At 71.3% G+C, this 18,546-nt stretch carries 18 protein-coding genes and 1 riboswitch; of the genes, 9 read left to right on the top strand and 9 right to left on the bottom strand.

Features of this window, described 5'->3' with window-relative positions:
* Nucleotides 1–42 precede the first annotated feature (42 nt).
* On the top strand, nucleotides 43–1,029 hold the full coding sequence (locus ACZ4N4_RS26340) for a YihY/virulence factor BrkB family protein (protein ID WP_467592705.1): 987 nt from the start codon (nucleotides 43–45) through the stop codon (nucleotides 1,027–1,029).
* Between the two features lie 112 nt (nucleotides 1,030–1,141).
* On the opposite strand, the gene ACZ4N4_RS26335 is transcribed toward ACZ4N4_RS26340, so the two are convergent.
* The 8 genes from ACZ4N4_RS26335 to ACZ4N4_RS26300 all read right to left on the bottom strand — a co-directional run bounded on the left by ACZ4N4_RS26335 (nucleotide 1,142) and on the right by ACZ4N4_RS26300 (nucleotide 9,463).
* Nucleotides 1,142–1,435: a DUF5133 domain-containing protein gene (locus tag ACZ4N4_RS26335; RefSeq protein WP_467592703.1), complete on the bottom strand. Its 294-nt coding sequence runs from the start codon at nucleotides 1,433–1,435 to the stop codon at nucleotides 1,142–1,144.
* Nucleotides 1,436–1,505: 70 nt separating this feature from the next.
* Nucleotides 1,506–2,333, bottom strand: a complete 828-nt coding sequence (locus ACZ4N4_RS26330) for a SigB/SigF/SigG family RNA polymerase sigma factor (protein WP_467592701.1) — start codon at nucleotides 2,331–2,333, stop codon at nucleotides 1,506–1,508.
* A gap of 515 nt (nucleotides 2,334–2,848) precedes the next feature.
* Entirely contained in the window at nucleotides 2,849–3,889 is a 1,041-nt protein-coding gene (locus ACZ4N4_RS26325) for an LLM class flavin-dependent oxidoreductase (RefSeq protein ID WP_467592699.1), read from the bottom strand.
* A 13-nt stretch (nucleotides 3,890–3,902) separates the two neighbouring features.
* Entirely contained in the window at nucleotides 3,903–5,618 is a 1,716-nt protein-coding gene (locus ACZ4N4_RS26320; protein ID WP_467592696.1) for a dipeptide ABC transporter ATP-binding protein, read from the bottom strand.
* Complete coding sequence (locus tag ACZ4N4_RS26315; protein ID WP_453578131.1) at nucleotides 5,600–6,523, bottom strand: ABC transporter permease; 924 nt, start codon at nucleotides 6,521–6,523, stop codon at nucleotides 5,600–5,602. The genes ACZ4N4_RS26320 and ACZ4N4_RS26315 overlap by 19 nt, the downstream gene beginning before the upstream one ends.
* Entirely contained in the window at nucleotides 6,520–7,479 is a 960-nt protein-coding gene (locus ACZ4N4_RS26310) for an ABC transporter permease (RefSeq protein WP_467592693.1), read from the bottom strand. The genes ACZ4N4_RS26315 and ACZ4N4_RS26310 overlap by 4 nt, the downstream gene beginning before the upstream one ends.
* A gap of 3 nt (nucleotides 7,480–7,482) precedes the next feature.
* Nucleotides 7,483–9,102 carry an ABC transporter substrate-binding protein gene (locus ACZ4N4_RS26305; RefSeq protein WP_467592690.1) on the bottom strand — a complete coding sequence of 540 codons (1,620 nt, stop codon included), beginning with the start codon at nucleotides 9,100–9,102 and terminating at the stop codon, nucleotides 7,483–7,485.
* Nucleotides 9,103–9,346: 244 nt separating this feature from the next.
* Complete coding sequence (locus ACZ4N4_RS26300; protein ID WP_360478296.1) at nucleotides 9,347–9,463, bottom strand: putative leader peptide; 117 nt, start codon at nucleotides 9,461–9,463, stop codon at nucleotides 9,347–9,349.
* 35 nt (nucleotides 9,464–9,498) lie between these two features.
* Nucleotides 9,499–9,612, bottom strand: a riboswitch (SAM riboswitch).
* 80 nt (nucleotides 9,613–9,692) lie between these two features.
* Between ACZ4N4_RS26300 and ACZ4N4_RS26295 the strand changes: the two genes are divergently transcribed.
* Nucleotides 9,693–9,827, top strand: coding sequence for a hypothetical protein (locus tag ACZ4N4_RS26295; protein WP_467592687.1), 135 nt, complete (start codon nucleotides 9,693–9,695; stop codon nucleotides 9,825–9,827).
* A 22-nt stretch (nucleotides 9,828–9,849) separates the two neighbouring features.
* Complete coding sequence (locus ACZ4N4_RS26290; protein ID WP_467592685.1) at nucleotides 9,850–10,665, top strand: DUF427 domain-containing protein; 816 nt, start codon at nucleotides 9,850–9,852, stop codon at nucleotides 10,663–10,665.
* 107 nt (nucleotides 10,666–10,772) lie between these two features.
* On the opposite strand, the gene ACZ4N4_RS26285 is transcribed toward ACZ4N4_RS26290, so the two are convergent.
* A complete protein-coding gene (locus ACZ4N4_RS26285; RefSeq protein WP_467592682.1) occupies nucleotides 10,773–11,594 on the bottom strand; it encodes a DUF1684 domain-containing protein in 822 nt (273 codons plus the stop codon).
* Between the two features lie 713 nt (nucleotides 11,595–12,307).
* Between ACZ4N4_RS26285 and ACZ4N4_RS26280 the strand changes: the two genes are divergently transcribed.
* The 6 genes from ACZ4N4_RS26280 (at nucleotide 12,308) to egtA (ending at nucleotide 18,531) form a co-directional block, all read left to right on the top strand.
* On the top strand, nucleotides 12,308–12,544 hold the full coding sequence (locus tag ACZ4N4_RS26280) for a hypothetical protein (protein ID WP_453578147.1): 237 nt from the start codon (nucleotides 12,308–12,310) through the stop codon (nucleotides 12,542–12,544).
* A complete protein-coding gene (locus ACZ4N4_RS26275) occupies nucleotides 12,541–13,443 on the top strand; it encodes an ABC transporter permease (RefSeq protein WP_467592679.1) in 903 nt (300 codons plus the stop codon). Before ACZ4N4_RS26280 ends, ACZ4N4_RS26275 begins: the two co-directional genes overlap by 4 nt.
* A complete protein-coding gene (locus ACZ4N4_RS26270) occupies nucleotides 13,440–14,171 on the top strand; it encodes an ABC transporter ATP-binding protein (protein ID WP_467592677.1) in 732 nt (243 codons plus the stop codon). The genes ACZ4N4_RS26275 and ACZ4N4_RS26270 overlap by 4 nt, the downstream gene beginning before the upstream one ends.
* 141 nt (nucleotides 14,172–14,312) lie before the next feature.
* Complete coding sequence (locus ACZ4N4_RS26265; RefSeq protein ID WP_467592675.1) at nucleotides 14,313–15,368, top strand: ABC transporter substrate-binding protein; 1,056 nt, start codon at nucleotides 14,313–14,315, stop codon at nucleotides 15,366–15,368.
* Nucleotides 15,365–16,729, top strand: coding sequence for an LLM class flavin-dependent oxidoreductase (locus ACZ4N4_RS26260; RefSeq protein WP_467592673.1), 1,365 nt, complete (start codon nucleotides 15,365–15,367; stop codon nucleotides 16,727–16,729). Before ACZ4N4_RS26265 ends, ACZ4N4_RS26260 begins: the two co-directional genes overlap by 4 nt.
* Nucleotides 16,730–17,250: 521 nt before the next feature.
* Nucleotides 17,251–18,531 (top strand): ergothioneine biosynthesis glutamate--cysteine ligase EgtA, encoded by a 1,281-nt coding sequence (gene egtA, locus ACZ4N4_RS26255; protein WP_453578162.1) that lies wholly within the window; start codon nucleotides 17,251–17,253, stop codon nucleotides 18,529–18,531.
* The last annotated feature ends 15 nt before the right edge of the window (nucleotides 18,532–18,546 follow it).

Genomic DNA, 18,546 nt, shown 5'->3' with positions numbered 1-18,546 from the left:
ATCCCGACACATGGCCGGGCCGGGCCGGGATACTCCCCTCGCATGCCACGGACACCGGGAGCGGGACAGCAGGTCGAGCGTCGTATGCCGGACAGGCCCGGAAAACTGCCGAAAGGGTCCTGGCGGGCGGTGCTCAAGGGCACGGTCAGGGAATTCCAGAGCGACGAACTCGCCGACCGTGCCGCGGCGTTGACGTACTACGGCGTCCTCTCGCTCTTCCCGGCGCTGCTGGTCCTGGTCTCGCTGCTCGGCGTCGCCGGCAGGTCGGCGACACAGCAGGTCCTGGACAACGCCGAGAAACTGGCACCGAGTTCGGCCCGGGACGTCATCAGCGACGCGGTACGGCAGCTTCAGGCGTCCAGCGGCATCGGCTCGATCGTCGCCGTGGTCGGCATCGTGCTGGCGGTGTGGTCGGCCTCCGGCTACATCGCGGCGTTCATCCGCAGTGCCAACGTGGTGTACGACATGCCCGAGGGCCGGCCCGTGTGGAAGGTGCTGCCGATCCGGGTCGGTGTCACGGTGGTACTGCTGGCCCTGGCGGTGGTGAGCGCGCTGATCGTGGTGTTCACCGGCGGTCTGGCCCGCGCGGCCGGTTCGGTGCTCGGAATCGGGGACGCCACGCTGAATGTGTGGTCGATCGCGAAGTGGCCGGCGCTGGTCATCCTGGTCATGACCATGATCGCGATCCTGTACTGGGCGGCGCCGAACGTGAAGGGCCGCGGATTTCATTGGGTCACTCCGGGCAGTGTGCTGGCCATGCTGGTCTGGATGATCGCCTCGGCGGCCTTCGCGTTCTACGTGGCGCACTTCGCGTCGTACAACAAGACGTACGGCACGCTCGCCGGGGTGATCGTCTTCCTGATGTGGCTGTGGATCAGCAACATCGCGATCCTGCTGGGCCTGGAATTCGACGCGGAACTGGCCCGCCAGCGTGCCATCGTCGGCGGACTGCCGAAGGGCGAAGAGCCGTACCTGCCGCCCCGCGACACCCGTGCCTGGAGCGCGGAGGACCGCCGCCGCATGGACTGACACGGTTGGCGGAACAGGGCTGAGACGTATCGCCCGGCCCACGGCCGGGCGATACGTCATCCGCTCGACGAGGGCCGGACGAGGGCGGTGACCGGTCCGCCCGGCAGGACGGTCAGGCCGTCGGCAGAGCGCTGCGGGATCTGCCCCGGGCGACGCCACCGGAGGCGACGATGGCCCGGCCCCGCCCGAGGCCGGGCATGATCTCAGCGCTGTCGATCGTACGGTCGAGGTAGTCGTGGGCGACCTGGAGAGCGTGGGCTATCTCCCGCGTCCCGGTGGAGACACAGAGTGTGTAGGCCACATCCTGCAGGCGTGTGCAGAGAACGTCGTCGTCGCTGACGGTCTCCGTGGCGAGAACTGTCTCGTACTCCTCGACGAGCTTGCGCAGAGTCGCAGGGTGGGGCATGAGCATGTACGGCCTCCTCGGATCGGAACGGCGAGAGCGAAAAGATGCGCAGACCATGGGGGACGGGGTGTCACTGCCGGCCGAGGGCTTCGGCGCGGACGCGGGCGCAGCTGCGGCTGATGAGGCGGGAGACGTGCATCTGGGAGATGCCGAGGCTTTCGGCGATCCGGCTCTGCGTCATGTCCTCGAAGAAACGCATGTAGAGGATGGCCCGTTCGCGTTCGGGCAGCCGGCGCAGTCCCTCCTTGGCCGCCTCCCGGTCGACGACGGTGTCGAAGGAGCCGTCGGCCTCCCCGAGGGTGTCGGCCAGGCGGTGACCGTCCTCGCCGGCGGAGAGCTCGGCGTCCAGGGACAGGGTGCTGAAGCTCTCCAGCGCCTCCATCCCCGCCTGGACCTCGTCCTCGCTCAGCCCGGTGTGGGCGGCGAGGTCGGCCACCGAGGGCTCCGGGCTGCCGGGGCTCTCGGTGAGTTCACGGCGCGCCACCCGCACCCGGTTCCGCAGCTCCTGCACCCGCCGGGGCACCCGCAGCGCCCACATCCGGTCACGGAAGTGCCGCTTGACCTCACCGGTGATGGTGGGCACCGCATAGCTCTCGAAGGCACCGCGCGAGGGATCGTAGCGGTCCACGGCCTTGACCAGACCCAGCGCCGCGACCTGCCGCAGATCCTCCAGGGACTCACCGCGGTCACGGAAACGGCCGGCGATACGGTGCGCCATCGGCAGCCACGCGGCCACCAGTTCCTCACGCAGGGCGTCCCGCTCGGGACCGTCACCGAGATCGGCGAGCCGGGCGAACAGGTCTGCTGTCACGGGAGCGTCGTCGTGCGGACGCCGGGGCGGGGTGTGCGTGGTCCGGGCGGACGTGCGGAGGCTGCTGTTCGACAAGTCGGTCGGCATGCGGAATCGCTCCTGGACACATTTACAGAAAGTCTGGAATTTGACTTCCAGGCATTTCCTGAGGTCTTTTCAGGGGGGCGCCGCAGCGGAAAGGCAATTCTGGCACCGGAGCGCGCCGAAAGCCGGGATGATTTCCCGCTGGGCATGCGCCTCCGGTCCGAAGCACAAGACCTCGTTTGCCCCTGATCATGGTCCGTAAACAGGGCGTGTTGGGCTGGGCAGTCTTCGGCCGCCTCGGCGACAGGGCTCGTGGCGGTACCGCAGCCGGCCCAGGCCTCGCACGACGGCGATGATCAGGTCCTGCGAATCGACGAACGCGTGGCCGACCGTGGTGGTGCGCCGCGACCCCGACCTTCGCTGCGGTGAGTCGAGCGAGCCGCGCCCGTGTTCGTGCTGCTCAGGGCAGGTCGAAGCGGTGCCGCGGGCACGACCGGCCGCCGCGGCCACCGCTCGTCCCTCGGCGCCAGGCTCGCGCGTGCGTACCTCCAGCGGTACGGCCGGCTACGGGACGGCACTCAACGGGCCGGCTCCCGAACCGTCGACGCGACGGGTCGCCAGCCCAGCTCGGGTGCGACGAGGTGCCGTACGTCGTGCAGGATCTGCTCGTACTCCTGCCGGTGGAACTCGTACGGCAGCTCCAGACGCAGCTCGGACACCTCGGCGAGCACCGGGTCGGCGGTCAGCCGCTCCAGGATCTGTTCGGCGGTCCCCACCACGTCCGGGGCGAACAGGATCCGCTTCGGGCCCTGGGGGGCGAGGGTGCGTTCGTGGCGGCTCGCCGCGTAGGCCCGGTAGCGCGCGCGGGTGGTCGCGTCGGCGCTGTCGAGGGGCACGACCACCCGGCCCAGGGCCACCCGCGGCGCCCGGTCCGCGGGCAGGGTGCGCCGGTACTCGGCGAGCAGGTTGAGCTGGGCCGTGGTGAAGTCGTCGGTGTCCTCGCCGGTGACGATGTTGCCGGACAGCAGACCCAGGCCCTGCCCGCCGGCCCAGCGCACCGAGCGCAGGCTTCCGCCGCCGTACCAGATCCGGCGTGCCAGACCGGGGTTGTGGGGTTGCAGACGGGGCCGCTGGATGTTGCCCGGCGAGTGGATGACGGTGTCCGGGCCGCCGAGGTAGTCGCCGCGCAGGTTCTCCAGGACGCGGGCGATCCTGCCGTACGACAGGTCGAAGCCGCGCCAGTCGCCGTCGTACACGAGGTCGCCGAGCAGGTCGGCGTGGGGCATGCCGGTGCTGAAACCGATCTGGAGCCGGCCCCGGGACAGCACGTCGGCCAGTGCCAGGTCCTCGGCGAGCCGGAACGGGCTCTCGTAGCCGATCGGGATGACCGCGGTGCCGAGTTCGATCCGCTCGGTCCGCTGCCCGGCCGCCGCCAGGAACACGGCCGCCGAGCCGACGCCGTGTTCGAGGTGGCGCTGCCGGATCCAGGCCCCGTCGTAGCCGAGCCGCTCGCCGTACTCGAACAGCCGGAGGGTCTCCTCCAGGCCCGGGTACGGGTCGTCGTCCGCGAAGTTGCCGGGCGTCAGGAAGGCCAGTGAGGTGATGGTCGGAGTGCTCATGGGTCACCGGTCCTCAGCTCGTGGTGGTCTCGGCGGCGGGGGAGGGGGCATGCCCGCCCGGGATCGCCGCCAGCAGCTCGCGGGTGTACGCGTGCCGGGGCTCGGAGAACAGGTCCTCCGGCGGGCCCGTCTCGACGACCCGTCCGGCCCGCATGACGGCGACCTGGTGCGCGATCTGCCGAACGACGGCCAGGTCGTGCGAGATGAACAGGTACGCCACGCCGGTGTCCGCCTGCAATTCGGCCAGCAGGTCCAGGACCTGGGCCTGCACCGAAACGTCGAGCGCGGAAACGGGCTCGTCGCACACCACCAGGTCGGGGGAGAGGGCCAGGGCACGCGCGATGGCCACCCGCTGGCGCTGGCCGCCCGACAGCTCCGCCGGGCGGCGCTCCAGGGTCGCGGCGGGCAGCGCGACCCGGTCGAGGAGTTCGCGGGCGCGGTCGAGGCGGGTGGCGCGGTCGCCGACCTTGAACGCCCGCAGCGGTTCGGTGATCACCTCGCCGATGGAGAAGCGCGGGTCGAGCGAGGCGTACGGGTTCTGGTAGACCAGCTGGGCGCGCCGGCGCAGCTGTCTGACCTCGGCGCCCTTGGCGGTGGTGACGTCGGTGCCGTCGAACAGCACCTGCCCGGAGGTCGCCTCGGCCAGGCGCAGCACCAGCCGGGCCGTCGTGGACTTGCCCGAGCCCGACTCCCCGACCAGGGCGAGGGTCTGCCCGCGCCGCAGGGTGAGACTGACGTCGTCGACCGCACGCAGGGTCCGGGCCTCGCCGTCGGCGCGCGGCAGCCTGAACTCCTTGACCAGGTTGCGTGTCTCGACCAGGGGGACCGCCGTGTCGGCCGGGACGGCGGATACCGGGGTGCGGGGGCGGGCCGTGGTCAGGCTCGGGGCGGCGGCCAGCAGCCGCCGGGTGTACTCGTGCCGCGGGTCGGCGAGGACGGCCCGGGTCTCGCCCGCCTCGACCACCCTGCCCTGGGACATGACCACGAGACGCCGGGCCCGGTCGGCGGCCACCCCGAGGTCGTGGGTGACGAGCAGGATCGCGGTGCCCGACTCCTCGGTGAGGTGTTGGAGATGGTCGAGGATGACCCGCTGCACGGTGACGTCGAGCGCGCTGGTCGGCTCGTCGGCGATGATCAGCCGGGGCTTCGCGGCGATCGCGACGGCGATCAGGGCCCGCTGCCGCATGCCACCGGAGAGCTCGTGCGGGTACTGCCGGGCCCGGACGGCCGCGTCGGGCAGCCCGGCCCGGTCAAGGACGGCGACCGCCTCGGCCGCCGCCGCCCGGCGGGTCGCCAGGCCGTGGATGCGCAGCACCTCGGCGACCTGGTCACCGATCCGCTCGACCGGGTTGAGCGAGACCGTCGGATCCTGCGGGACCAGCCCGATCTGCGCGCCCCGCACGGTACGCAGCTCCGCCTCCGACAGCGTCGCCAGGTCGTGCCGGCCGAAGCGGACCGTGCCGGCGTCGATGGTGCCGTTCGCCGCCAGCAGCCGGGTGACGGCGTGCGCGGTGGTGCTCTTCCCGGAGCCGGACTCGCCGACCACGGCGGTCACCTGCCCGGGCCATACGTCGAGGTCCACGCCCCGTACGGCCGGGACCGTGCCGCCCCGGGTGCGGTACGACACGGACAGGCCGCGGATCTCCAGGAGTGGTGTGGTCACGTTCTCACCGTTCTCGCGTGCGTCACCGTTCTCAGGCGCGTCGTCGGTCATCGCTGCCGCGCCCATTCGCCGTCCAGCGCCCTGGCGATGCGGTTGGTGGCCAGCACGGTCGCGGCGATCGCCAGCCCGGGCAGTGCGGTCAGCCACCAGGCGTTGGCCAGGTAGTTGCGGCCGTCGGAGATCAACGTCCCCCACTCCGGGGCGGGCGGCGGCGCGCCGTAGCCGAGGAAGCTCAGCGCCGACACGGCCAGGATCGAGGAGCCGAAGTCCAGGGTGGCCAGGACGATCACCGGCCCCGCGGCGTTGGGCAGGACGTGCCGGCCGAGGACCGAGTACCAGCGGGTCCCGCAGGACCGGGACGCCTCGACGTACACCGCCTGCCGCACCCGCAGCACCTCGGCCCGCGCCACCCGGGCGAAGGAGGCGACGCTGGCGATGCCGACCGCGACCGCCACCTTCACCGTCCCGTACCCGAGCGCGGTGACCAGGGCCAGCGACAGGAACAGCGCGGGGATGGAGAGGAGGACGTCGACGAAGCGCATCAGAACGTCGTCCACCCAGCGGCCCACGAACCCGGCGACCACGCCGAGCAGCCCGCCGACGACGAACGCGACCAGGACCGCGATCAGCGTGGCCTTGAGGGAGAGCTGGGCGCCGTGCACCACGCGGGAGAAGACGTCGCGGCCCAGTTCGTCCGTGCCGAACCAGTGACTGCCGCTCGGGCCGCGGAAGTTCTGGGACGGCACCCCCTTCAGCGGGTCCTGCGAGGTGAACAGATCCGGCCAGAAGGCGGCCAGCACCACCAGCACGAGGACGACGGCGGACACCAGCAGACCGGGGCGGCGCAGCAGGAACCGGAGCACCCGGCGGATGTCGGCGGGCCGTCCGGGTTCCGCGGGAGGTCCCGTCTCGACCGGCCGGGCGAGGCCGAGGGCGGCCTCGGCCTGGTCGTCGACAAGGCTCTGACTCATGCGAAGCTCGCCCTTCTGTCCGAGGCCACCACGATCCGCGGGTCCAGCAGCGGATAGACGAGGTCGACGAGCAGGTTCGTCGCCACGAAGATCAGCGCGCCGAACACCACCACCCCCTGGACCAGCGGGATGTCCTGGGTGGTGACCGCCGCCGCGGTCACCCGGCCCAGACCGTCCCGGGAGAACACCGTCTCGACCACCACCGAACCGGCGATCAGCTGCCCGACCAGCAGGCCGACGACCGTCAGCGCCGGCAGCGAGGCGTTGCGCAGCGCGTGCCGCAGATGCACCCGCCACCGGCCGGCGCCCTTGGCCCGCGCGGTCTCCACATAGGCCTGGTCCAGCGCGGTCAGCAGGCTCTTGGCCAGCACCTGGGCGACCTGCGCGCCGGTCGGGATCGCCAGCGTCAGGGCCGGCAGATCCAGGCCGCGCAGCCCGTCGTTGCCGAACGCCGGGAACCAGTGCAGCCGGAACGAGAACACCTCGACCAGCAGCAGACCCACCCAGAACGTCGGGACCGACACCCCCAGCGGCGGCAGCGACAGCAGCAGCTGCCGCAGCCACCGCTGCGAGGTGTACGTGGCCACCACCGCGAGGCCGCCGCCGAGCACCACCGCCAGCAGCAGCGCGGCACCGGTCAGCTGGAGCGTCTGCGGCAGCGCGTCGGCCAGCGTGGAGGTCACCGGGCGGCCGGTGGAGACCGCGTCGCCGAAGTCCCCGCGCACCGCCCGGCCCAGATACTCCGCGTACTGCACCAGCACGGGCTTGTCGAAGCCGTACTCGTGACGCAGCCTGGCGAGTTGGGCCGGGTCGACCTCCCCCGAGTCCACTCCCGCCCCGGCCATCGCGGAGACCGGGTCGCCGGGCAGGAAGTCCAGCACCAGGAAGGACACCGTGTAGGCCGCCCACAGCACCCCGACCGCCTGCGCCAGCCGTTTGATCACATAGCGTCGCATCCGCTAGCCGATCCAGGTGTCGTGCAGCTGGACGCGGCTGCCCGAGTCGAATGCGAGGTCGTGCACCTTGTTCGCGACGCCCAGCTGGGTCTGGAGCTCCACCACCGGCACGTTGTACGCGTTCCGCACGATCAACCGCTGTGCCTCCGTCACCAGTTGCCTGCGCTTCGCGGTGTCCGTGGTCGCGGCCTGTGCGGACAGCGCCGTGTCCAGCGAACTGGCGGGCAGGTGGTAGAAGTTGCCCAGCTGGGTGGAGAAGGAGCCGCGCAGGATGTCCGGGTCGGCGCGGGTCGTGTTCCCCCACACCACGTCGAAGTCACCCGACTGGAGCGTGGTGGCGAACTGGGTGACCGGGAGCTGCTTGAGCACCACGTCGATCCCGACGGCCTTGAGCTGCTGCTGGACCAGCTCCAGCGCGGGCTGGTTGGTGGCCGCGTTCGGGAACCAGGTGATGGTCAGGCTCAGCTTCTTGCCGTCCTTGGTGCGGACGCCGTCGCCGCCGCCCTGCCAACCGGCCTGATCCAGGAGGGACTTGGCCTTGGCCGCGTCGAAGGCGAGGTCGGTGGAGAGGTCGGTGTAGTCGGGCGTGGTGTGCGCCAGGATGCTGGTCGCCGGCTGGGTGCCGGTCGGGAAGACGGTGTCGGCGATCTGCTTCCGGTCGACGGCGGCCAGGATCGCCTGGCGCAGCTTCGTGTCCTTCAGCAGGGGCCGCGAGTTGTTGAGTCCCAGACCGAACACCACGCCGGGGTTGGCCCGGCTCTGGAGGGCGACCTGGCCGCCCTTGAGCGCCGCCTCGTTGGCCTTGCCGACGCTGCTGATCACGTCCACCTGACCGGACTGCAGACTGCCGGCTCGCACCCCGGCCTCGGGTACGACCTTGAACACCAGCTTGTCCAGGTACGCCTCGCCCTTCTTCGACCACAGCGAGGAACCCCAGTCGTACCCGGCCCGCCTGGCCAGGGTGACCGACTGGTTCTGCACGTACTGCTTCAGCACGAACGGCCCGGAGCCGACCACACCGTCACTGCACTTCTGCTGCGGGGACCTCTTCACGCTCGCCGACGACTCGATCCCCAGCGAGTGGGTCGAAGTCGCCTGCAGGAATTGGGCGTTGGGCTGCTTGAAGGACACCTTGACGGTGAGCGGGTCGACCACGGTGGTGCTTTTGACACCGCTCAGGTAGCCCTCCGCGAGGGTGCCCAGGGCGCCGAGGTCCGGCACCGCGTCGAAGTTGTCCTTGACCACCTGGGCGGTCAGCTTCGAGCCGTCGCTGAAGGTGACCCCCGGCCGCAGATGGAACGTGAACGTCGTCGCGTCGCCGCTGATGTCCCAGCTCTTGGCGAGCCACGGCACGATCTTGCCGGTCTTCGGGTCCTGGTCGGTCAGGGAGTCCACGATCTGGCGCACCGAGTAGATGGTGTCGTTGCTTCCGACCTGCTGCGGATCCACGCAACCGGCGTCGGATCCCACCGCGAAGGTCAGGGTGCCGCCGGACTTCGCCTGGCCGCTTCCGCCGCCGGAACCGTCGTCGCCCGAACCGCACGCGGTCAGCAGGACGCTGGTGGTCAGGAGCGCGGCCAGGGGCGCCCATCGGGAGGGTCTGAAATCCGCAAGTGCAGTCACGGAGGGCTTTCTCCTACTCGTGTCACCCGGCACGGGGTGCCGGGCTTCGGGGCGCGAGGCACGGCCGTGCAAGGGCGTGCAGAGGCGTGCGGCCCCGGCCGGATCGGCGCCGGCCGGGGGAAGCGCTGTGCAGACGGAGGACAAACGGAGGCAGGTGGACGACACCGGGGACCGGTGGCGGGGGAAAGGCGGCGCGAAGGGGCCGGGGCCGGTGACGAGGGTCAGCCGGCGGCAGGCGGGCCGGTCAGACCCGACAGAGGCAGCTGGTCGAGCGCTTCAGATCGATGTGGCGCCGACGCGAGAGCCGGGAGTACGCCGTGGCGTCGGCGGGGGAGGCAGCCGGGTCATCGCTGTGTCGCATGCCGGTCCCTCCTCGTCTCCGGCCCCGGTCACGGGGCCACGCGCTTGCGGGAGTCGTCGGTGACCCCGCCGGGCTTTCACCTGGAGCACCCCACCGCGGGGGAGGGTTGCCGGTCAGCGAGCCAGGGCTTGACGCTGACACTCAATGCCGTTGGCGATCGTACGGATCGGTTTTGTCGTACGTCAATGCCGCAACCGGCGCCCTGTTCGAGAAGACGGGATCGTGTCACGTGCCGGGACGCATGGTGGACGCGTGGGAGCGTGCGAGTGGCAACGTCGAGGAGTACCTGCGGGTCTTCGGCCGCCCCGAGCAGCTCGCCGCCTGGCGGGAGAACCGCCCCCACGTCGCCGAAGTCACCGCGTGAGCAAGCCGAAGGAGAGCCGGTCATGACCACATTCCCCACCGCGCAGGCCGTGCGGACCACGCCCGAGGGGCTCCTGTGGGAGCCGAGCGAGCGCTGGGTGCGGGGCCGTAAGGGTGACGTCACCATCGTGGACAGCCGCCATCCCGTCCTCGTCTGGGAGCCCGGTGTGCCCGTACCGCTGTACGCGTTCCCGCGCGCGGAGGTCCGCGAGGACCTGCTCCGACCCGCGAAGAACCCCCCGGCCGGCACCCACACCGGCTCGTGGATCTTCTACGACCTCCACGTCGACGGCGAGCTGCTGGAGAACGCCGCCTGGACCTTCCCGGCCGCCGACCTGGCCGGCCACATCGCCTTCGAGTGGTTCCGGCGCGTCGGACGGGGCCTGGACCACTGGTACGAGGAGGAGGAAGAGATCTTCATCCACCCCCGTGACCCGCACAAACGGGTGGACGCCATCCCCAGCAGCCGTCACCTGGTGGTCGAGATCGCCGGCACGGTCGTCGCGGACACCCGCCGGCCGGTTCTGCTCTTCGAGACCGGCCTGCCCACCCGCTACTACGTCCCGCGCGAGGACGTCCGCCTCGACCTGCTCGAAGCCACCGACCACCACACCGGCTGCCCCTACAAGGGCACCGCCGAGTACTGGTCGTGGCGCGGCGAGGCCGACGTCCCGCCCAACGTTGTCTGGAGCTATCCGGACCCGCTGCCCGCGGTCGGCGCGGTCCAGGGGCTCCTCGCCTTCTACAACGAGGCCGTCGACATCACCCTCGACGGGGAACGGGTGGAGCGCCCCGTCACACACTTCACCAAGGCGCTCACGGAGCAACAGCGCACCTGACGAGAGACGACCGCGGGATCGAGGCGGCCGGCACCCGCAGACAGCCCCCGCCGCCGGCCGAGGAGCACGGCTACGGCGGCGGGGGGCCAGCGAGACGTGCGGTTCCGTCAGCGGCGGCCGCCGCGCTCCAGCGGGAGCTTCTCGCCCGTCTCGATCGCGACCGGCAGCCGGTTCTCGGCCGGCGGCAGCGGGCAGGTGGCCAGGTCCGTGTAGGCGCAGGGCAGGTTGGCGGCGCGGTTGAAGTCGATCGTCACCCTGCCCTCGGCGTCGGGGGCGGCGATCCGGAGGGAGCGGTTGGCCGCGTACGTGGTCACGCCGGAGGTCTTGTCGGTGAACAGCACCATCAGGGCTCCCGGCGTCCCGCCGTTGAACGCGGTGAGCCGGTGCACGGCGCCGTCCAGTTCGAACTCGACCTCGCCGGGGGAGTCGTACACGTGCTCCAGACCCTCGACGGCGGCACCCACGGTCACCGGGCGCGGGGTACCGAAGGGCAGGAAGCGGCCGGAGAGCACCCAGCGCGGGTCGGGATCGTAGGCAGGTGTCCCGGTGAACGCCGTCCGCAGCGCGTTGCCGGGGTGGCGGGGCCGCACGATGTCGTGTCCGCCGCGCTTGGCGACCTCGATCACCGCGTCGCCCCAGCCGACGTACACACTGGCACGTTCGGGGAGGACGCCGAAGTCGTGGCGGCCGCGTACGGCCTGCCCGTCGACGGTAACCTCCTCGCCCTCGTCCAATGCGACGACCACACCGGCGGCGGTGCTCGACCAGGCACCGGGCGCGTCCTCGAACCGGGTGGGCTCGTCGCCGAGCCAGTGGAGACCGGTGATCGCGAGGAACCCGTGCGGGCCGGCCAGCACCGCCTCCTTCTGCCGGTGCCACTCCTCCCAGTCCTGTACGAAGCTCACCCGGTCGACGTCCTGAACGGTCATGTCGGATCCCTCCAGCTGCGCGTTCTGTCTCTCGAACAACAGCCGGGCCGACGCGCGTCATCCCGCCAGGAGAAGTTCCACGTTTCCGCAATGTGAGACCTGTCCGGAACTTATTGACCGACAGGGTGGGCGTCTGCTCAACTCACGTTCCATGACCCCGCGTATGGATTTGACCCGGAGGCGCCACATCGACCTGGCGCACGTCTCCAGCGCGTTCTGTTGTCGTTGATCCGGAAGGCGTCTCGCTGATCCGGAAGGCAGGTCGCTGATCCGCACAAGCGGCTCTCGGCAGCGGCCGCCGTGCGCCGAAGGCGTACTTCCGGAAGGGGCCGGGCGAAGCCTCCATCCCAGCGGTGTCCTCCGTCAGGAACCGCGTCATCCCCGCACGACCGCGTTCTCCTCCCGCTCCAGGTCTCCCCGTATGCCGTCAGCTGCGGCCGAGGGTTTCTCCGGGCCTGTGGTGCGGGCCGGGCCAGTGGTGCGGGCCGGGCGGACCTCCCCAGGGCACCGCGGGCGGTGCGCGCCGAACGGTGCGGTCGCACGACCTCCCCTGCACCGTCCGACCTTCGCCTCGTACTCCTCGCGCGGTCGTCGGGCCCCGCTCGCGACCGGACCGACTACCGGCCTCGTGGCCGTTCACCGCCGCCCGTCACCCGTTCACCCCGGCTCTCCGCACCCGGCAGTGCGCCCCATTCCTTGAGAGGGACCTCCTCATGCCTCCGACCATCCGCAAGCTCACGGGCCGCATCGGCGCGCTCGTCGACGGCGTCGACCTTGCCGCGCCCGCCGACCCCGCGACGGTCACGGCGCTCCGTCATGCCCTCGACGAGCACAAGGCGATCGTGTTCGCCGACGTGAACCTCGACAACGCCAGCGTCGACGGGCGGCGCAGTGAGCAACTCGTCGGCGACGCCTCGCACTACAGCAAGGTGCTGGAGGTGGCGGCATGACCGAGGTCAGCCTCAAGAGGCCGGCCGTCGTCCCGGCGATCGTGGAGACCTCGGCAGAGACGCCGAACGCGCCCGGACGCGAGGTCTTCCTGCCGAGCCACGCCCGCCGCCGGACCCCGCTGCGCACGCTCCGCGAGCGGCTGCGCTGGCCGCTGGGCATCTACACCACTCCGGTCGTGATCCTCATCGCCTGGGAGATCCTCGCGAGGGCCGGAGCGCTGCGGAAGACCTATGCTCCGGCGCCGACCTCCATCGTCAAGTCCGCCGCCGACCTGTGGCAACAGGGTGTCCTCGGACCCGACTTGGCCATCTCGCTGCAACGCGCCGGTATCGGCCTGGCCGTCGGACTGACGGTGGGCATCGTCAGCGGGGTACTGGGCGGGCTGCTGCGCAGCGGCGAGTACCTGTTCAACGGCGTCGTGCAGATCCTCAACACGATCCCGCTGCTTGCGGTACTGCCGCTGATGATCGTGTGGTTCGGCATCGACGAGCTCACGAAGGTGCTGCTGATCTCGTTCGGTGCCGGCGTCCCGATGTACGTCAACCTCTTCGCCGCGATCCGCGGTGTCGACCAGCGGCTGATCGAGATGGCGCGGACGACGGGCGCGGGCACCTGGCGGCTGGTGACGCGGGTGCTGGTGCCCGGCGCCCTGCCGGGCTTCCTGGTGGGCCTGCGGTTCTCGCTCGCGTACAGCGTCCTGGGCCTGGTCGCGGCCGAGACGGTCAACGCCGACAAGGGCCTCGGCTTCCTCATCACGCAAGGTCAGACGTACCTGCAGACCGACCAGGTCTTCGTGGGGCTGGTGATCTACTCGCTCCTCGGTCTGCTCGCCGACCAGTTCGTCCGGGTTCTCGAGCGGGTGCTGCTGCGGTGGCGTCCCAGTTATGAGGCGTCATGAGCACCACCGTTCGGACACAGCCCCGGCAGCGGACCGGAGCAGTCGTGGAGAAGGTCGTCCGGCGGTTCGGCGACCGGGTCGTCCTGGATCAGCTGGACCTCACCATCGCCGACGAGGAACTGGTCGTCCTGCTGGGGCCGTCAGGCTGCGGCAAGAGCACCCTCCTGCGGCTGCTCGCCGGTCTCGACCGGCCCGACGGGGGGCGGGTGGAGGTCCCGGCCAGGCGGGCGATCGTCTTCCAGGCCGACCGGCTGCTGCCGTGGCAGCGGGTACTGAGCAACGTCACCCTCGGCCTGTACGGACCGGACGCCGACCAGCGGGCCCTCGACGTGCTCGCCGAGGTCGGGCTCGCGGGCCGCGAGCGGGCATGGCCCAAGGAGCTCTCCGGTGGCGAGGCCCAACGGGTCTCGCTGGCAAGGGCGTTGGTCTCGGAGCCGGAACTCGTGCTGCTCGACGAGCCGTTCGCGGCGCTCGACGCGATCACCCGGCTGCGCATGCACGACCTCGTGCGGGCGCTGCGTAGCAGGCACCACGCGGCCATGCTGCTCGTCACCCACGACGTCGACGAGGCGATCTCGCTGGCCGACCGCGTCGTCGTCATGAGCAACGGACGCATCGGCACCTCGCACCGCGTCGAGCTGTCGGCCGCCGACCGCGAGGCGAGCGTCGCCCGCGAGGAGATCCGCGCCGCGCTCCTGGAAGACCTCGGTCTCGCCAACGCGCACTGAAACCGCCTGAATCCCACCGAGTCCGGCTGATTTCGGCTGAGTCCGCCGGAGTCCGGCGGAGTTCGGCTGAGCTCGCTGCATCCGAACGAGCCGTCCGCCCCCGCTTCCTCCCGCCCCAGCACAGAAAGCACGTGAGAACCCATGCCCACAAGATCCTCCCGAATCGTCGGCGCCCTAGGCCTGCTCGCTCTCGCGGGGCCCCTCGCCGCGTGCGGAACGGAGTCGGAGGCGGCGGCACCGCTGAGCGACGTGAGCGGCTCGAGCGCCGACAGCCACCCCGAGTGGAAGAAGTACACGTTCACCATCGGTGACAACGGCGGCGACGGCAGCCAGGAACTGGCGAAGATCACCGGGGTCTTCGACAACGCGCCGTACAAGGTGAAGTTCGCCCGCTTCACCTATGGGCCGCCGCTCGTCCAGGCCGCCGCGTCGGGCGACATCGACCTGGGCAGCGTCGGCGACGTACCACCGATCACCGGCGCCGCGAAGGAGTACGGCTTCAAGGTCGTCGCCGTGAACCGATCCCTGAGGCCCGACCAGGCGAACGAGAACATCATCGTGCCGAAGGGCTCGCCACTGAAGACACTCGCGGACCTCAAGGGCAGGAAACTCGCCGTCCCGCAGGGCAGTTCGGCCCACGGCCTGGCACTGAACGCCCTCAAGAGCGCCGGTCTCAGCCCCAAGGACGTGCGGCTGGTCTTCCTCGACCCGGCGGCCGGCGCCACGGCGTTCAACACCGGGAAGGTGGACGCCTGGTCCATCTGGAACCCGCAGTCGGCCATCGCGGTCAAGAACGGTGCGCGGATCCTGGCGAAGGGCCTTCCGCCCATCGACCAGACGAGCAGCTACTACGTCGCGAGCGAGAAGTCGCTGAACGACAAGACGAAGCGGGCGGCCCTCACGGACGTCCTGAAGCGGCTGGCCCACGAATTCGCCTGGGCCATCAGGCACGAGGACAAGTACGCCCAGGCGGTCTCCAAGGAAGAGGGCATCCCCCTGGCCGACGCGAAGGCCTCCCTGGAGAGCTTCGAGACCCGGGTGACCCCGGTGGAGAAGTCGGACATCGCGGCCGAGCAGAAGCTCGCCGACGCCTTCCTGGAGGCGGGCCAGATCACCAAGACGGTCGACGTCGCGTCGATCACCGACAACCTGCTCCCGGCCGGGTACGACAGCTCGAAGCTGGAGGTCGCCTCATGAGCCCCGTGCACCACGCGGGCCTCGTCGGCGAGCGACGACGCCGGCTCCACCTCAACGCCTTCCTCATGGAGGCCGGCCATCACGAGGCCGCCTGGCGGCTCCCGCACAGCAACCCGCGGGCGGACTTCGACCTGCGGCACTGGATCGAACTGGCCCGGCTCGCCGAGAGCGCCAAGTTCGACTCGCTGTTCCTCGCCGACGGCCCGGCCCTGAACGGCACCGGCGAGTTCCGGCCGCCGGGCCAGCTCGAACCGCTGACGCTGCTGACCGTCCTGTCCCAGGCGACCAGCAGGATCGGCCTCATCGCGACCGTGTCGTCGACGTACAACGAGCCCTACAACCTCGCCCGTCGTCTCGCCTCGGTCGACCACGTCAGCGGCGGCCGCGCCGGCTGGAACATCGTCACCTCGGCGGGCGCCGACGAGGCAGCCAACTTCGGCCTCGTCGACCGTCCCGACCACGCCCGGCGCTACGCCAGGGCCGACGAGTTCCTCCAGGTCGCCAAAGCGCTGTGGGACAGCTGGGAGGCCGAGGCCGTCGTGGCGGACAAGGCCACCGGGCGTTACGCGGACCCGGCCCGGCTCCACGCCCTCGGCCACCGGGGCGCGCACTTCTCGGTGGCGGGACCGCTCAACGTCGAGCGTCCGCCCCAGGGTTACCCGCTGCTCGTCCAGGCCGGCTCCTCCGAGGACGGCAAGGACTTCGCGGCCCGGCACGCCGAGGCGATCTTCACCGCCCACCGGACGTACGAGCGCGCCACCGCCTTCTACGCCGACATCAAGGCCAGGACCAGGGCGGCGGGACGGGACCCGGACGGCGTGATCGTGCTGCCGGGGATCGTCCCGTACATCGGGTCGACCGAGGAGGAAGCCCGGGCGCTGGCGAAGGAGTTCGACGAGTTGCGCGTACCGGAGTACGGGCTCCGTCAACTGGCAGCGGTCTTCGAGACCGAACCGTCGGCGTTCCAACTCGACGCCCCGCTGCCGGACTTCGTTCTCGCCCGGCCCAAGCTGGAGGGCTCGCAGAGCCGCTCCGACCTCATCATCGAGCTCGCCGTACGCGAGGAACTGACGGTCCGCCAGATCATCTCGCGGCTCGGGGGCGGCCGCGGCCACTTCGAGTTCATCGGCACGCCCGAGCAGGTGGCGGACACGATCATCACCTGGTTCGAAGGCGGCGCCGCCGACGGATTCAACATCATGGCCCCGGCCCTGCCGTCCGGACTGGCGGCCTTCGTCGAGCACGTGCTGCCCATCCTGCGCGCCAAGGGCCTGTTCCGGGAGGAGTACGAGGGCACGACGCTGCGCGAGCACTACGGGCTGCCGGTACCGGCCAACCAGTTCCACCGTTCCGACGGCTGACACCGGACCTCCCGCCCTGTGCGTCCAGGGGCTCGGCAAGACGTACGCGGACGGCTTCACCGCGTTGGCCGGGCCGGCCCCGGAGTTCCCCGACGGGGCCTTCTTCGGCCTTTCGGCGGATACCGCCGCGAACTCGGCTGGGGCCGGGGAAGGACACTGGGCGCCCGTACGGCGGTGGGGCCCAAGTACCCGGACTGAACCACGGTTGGTCCGCGGGGCGGCCCCGGCCCGTACCGGGACCGCCCTGCGACGCCGACGCGGCATCCGAACCCCGACGCCGCGCGTCACACGCCTCCTCGACGCCGGACCGCAGGGCCGGGCCACAGGCGGCGGGCCCACGACGGGCTGAGGGCGGCCCGGGACCTCCCGGGCCGCCCGGCGCGGGTTGCCGCATGTCCGGGTGTCTGGAAAGTGCGCTCTTGTCACGACAGGGCGGGACGGCGGACTCTGGCAGCAGGCACAGCGGCGCGTACCGGACGTCGGATTCCCGACGGCCCTGAGGCGGCTCAGGAGGCTCCCGGATGTCGGTTTCACCGGAGTGCGGCGTCGGCGGTCCCGCTGTCTCCGAACACGAGGCGGAGGCGCTCGTCGAGGGGATCTGCTTCAAGACGGGCCCGCCGCGCAGCGTCGGGGTCGAAGTGGAATGGCTTGTCCACCGGGAGCGTGCGCCGCACGACTCCGTGGGCCGGGGGGACCTGGAAGCCGCCCACGCCGACTTGCGAACCCTGCCGCTGACGTCCGGGCTGAGCGTGGAGCCCGGCGGCCAGGTGGAGCTGAGCTCCCGGCCGGCCTCGTCACTGGCCCAGTGCGTCTCGGAGGTCGCCGCGGATCTGGCGGCCGTGCGCACCGCGCTGCGCGGGCACGGCCTGATCCTGGCCGGCATGGGCGTCGATCCCTGGCAGCCACCTCGCCGGTTCCTGCGGGAGCGGCGCTACGACGCCATGGAGGCCTGCCTCGACCGTACGGGTCCGGCGGGGCGGACCCTGATGTGCACGTCGGCCTCCGTCCAGGTGTGCCTCGACGCCGGACGGGAGGAACCCGGCGTCATGGGATTCGCGCGCCGCTGGTGGCTCGCACACCACCTGGGCGCGGTCCTGGTCGCGGCGTTCGCGAACTCGCCCATGGCCGAGGGCCGCGCCACGGGCTGGCTGTCCACGCGGCAGCTGATGTGGGCGGAACTCGATCCGGGACGGGCCGGCGGGCCCTTGCTGGTCCCCGACCCACGCCGTGCCTGGGTCCGGCGGGTCCTCGACGCACCGGTGATGTGCGTACGGCGGGACGGTCCCTGGGAGGTGCCGGACGGAGTGAGCTTCCGCGAGTGGACCCGGTCACGCACCATGCGCCCGCCGACCCACGCGGACCTCGACTATCACATCAGCACCCTGTTTCCGCCCGTCAGGCCGCGCGGCTACCTGGAACTGCGCATGATCGACGCGCAGCCCGGCGACGACGGGTGGATCGTGCCGCTCGCCGTGGCCACGGCCCTGTTCGACGACCCGGGTGCCGCCGTTCTCGCGAACCGGGCGGTGGAGTCCCTGGCCGAGCGGGGTGCCGGCGCCCCGGCGCCGCACAATCCGCTGTGGACGGACGCGGCACGCCATGGGCTCGCCGATCCGGAACTGAGGCGCGCCGCCGTGACCTGCTTCGCCGCGGCACTGGACGCCCTGCCCCGGTTGGGCGCGAGCACCAGGGTCATGGACGCCGTCGCGGCCTACGCCGACCGCTACGTCCGCCGCGGCCGCTGCCCGGCCGACGACGTGCTCGACCGGGACGCCTCCGGACGGCGTCGGGCCCGGCGGTGACCGCACGATCCGGGC

The organism is Streptomyces sp. NPDC026538, assembly GCF_055567535.1.
Note: the sequence above shows the minus strand (reverse complement) of the source record. Positions and strands in the feature narration are given on the sequence as shown.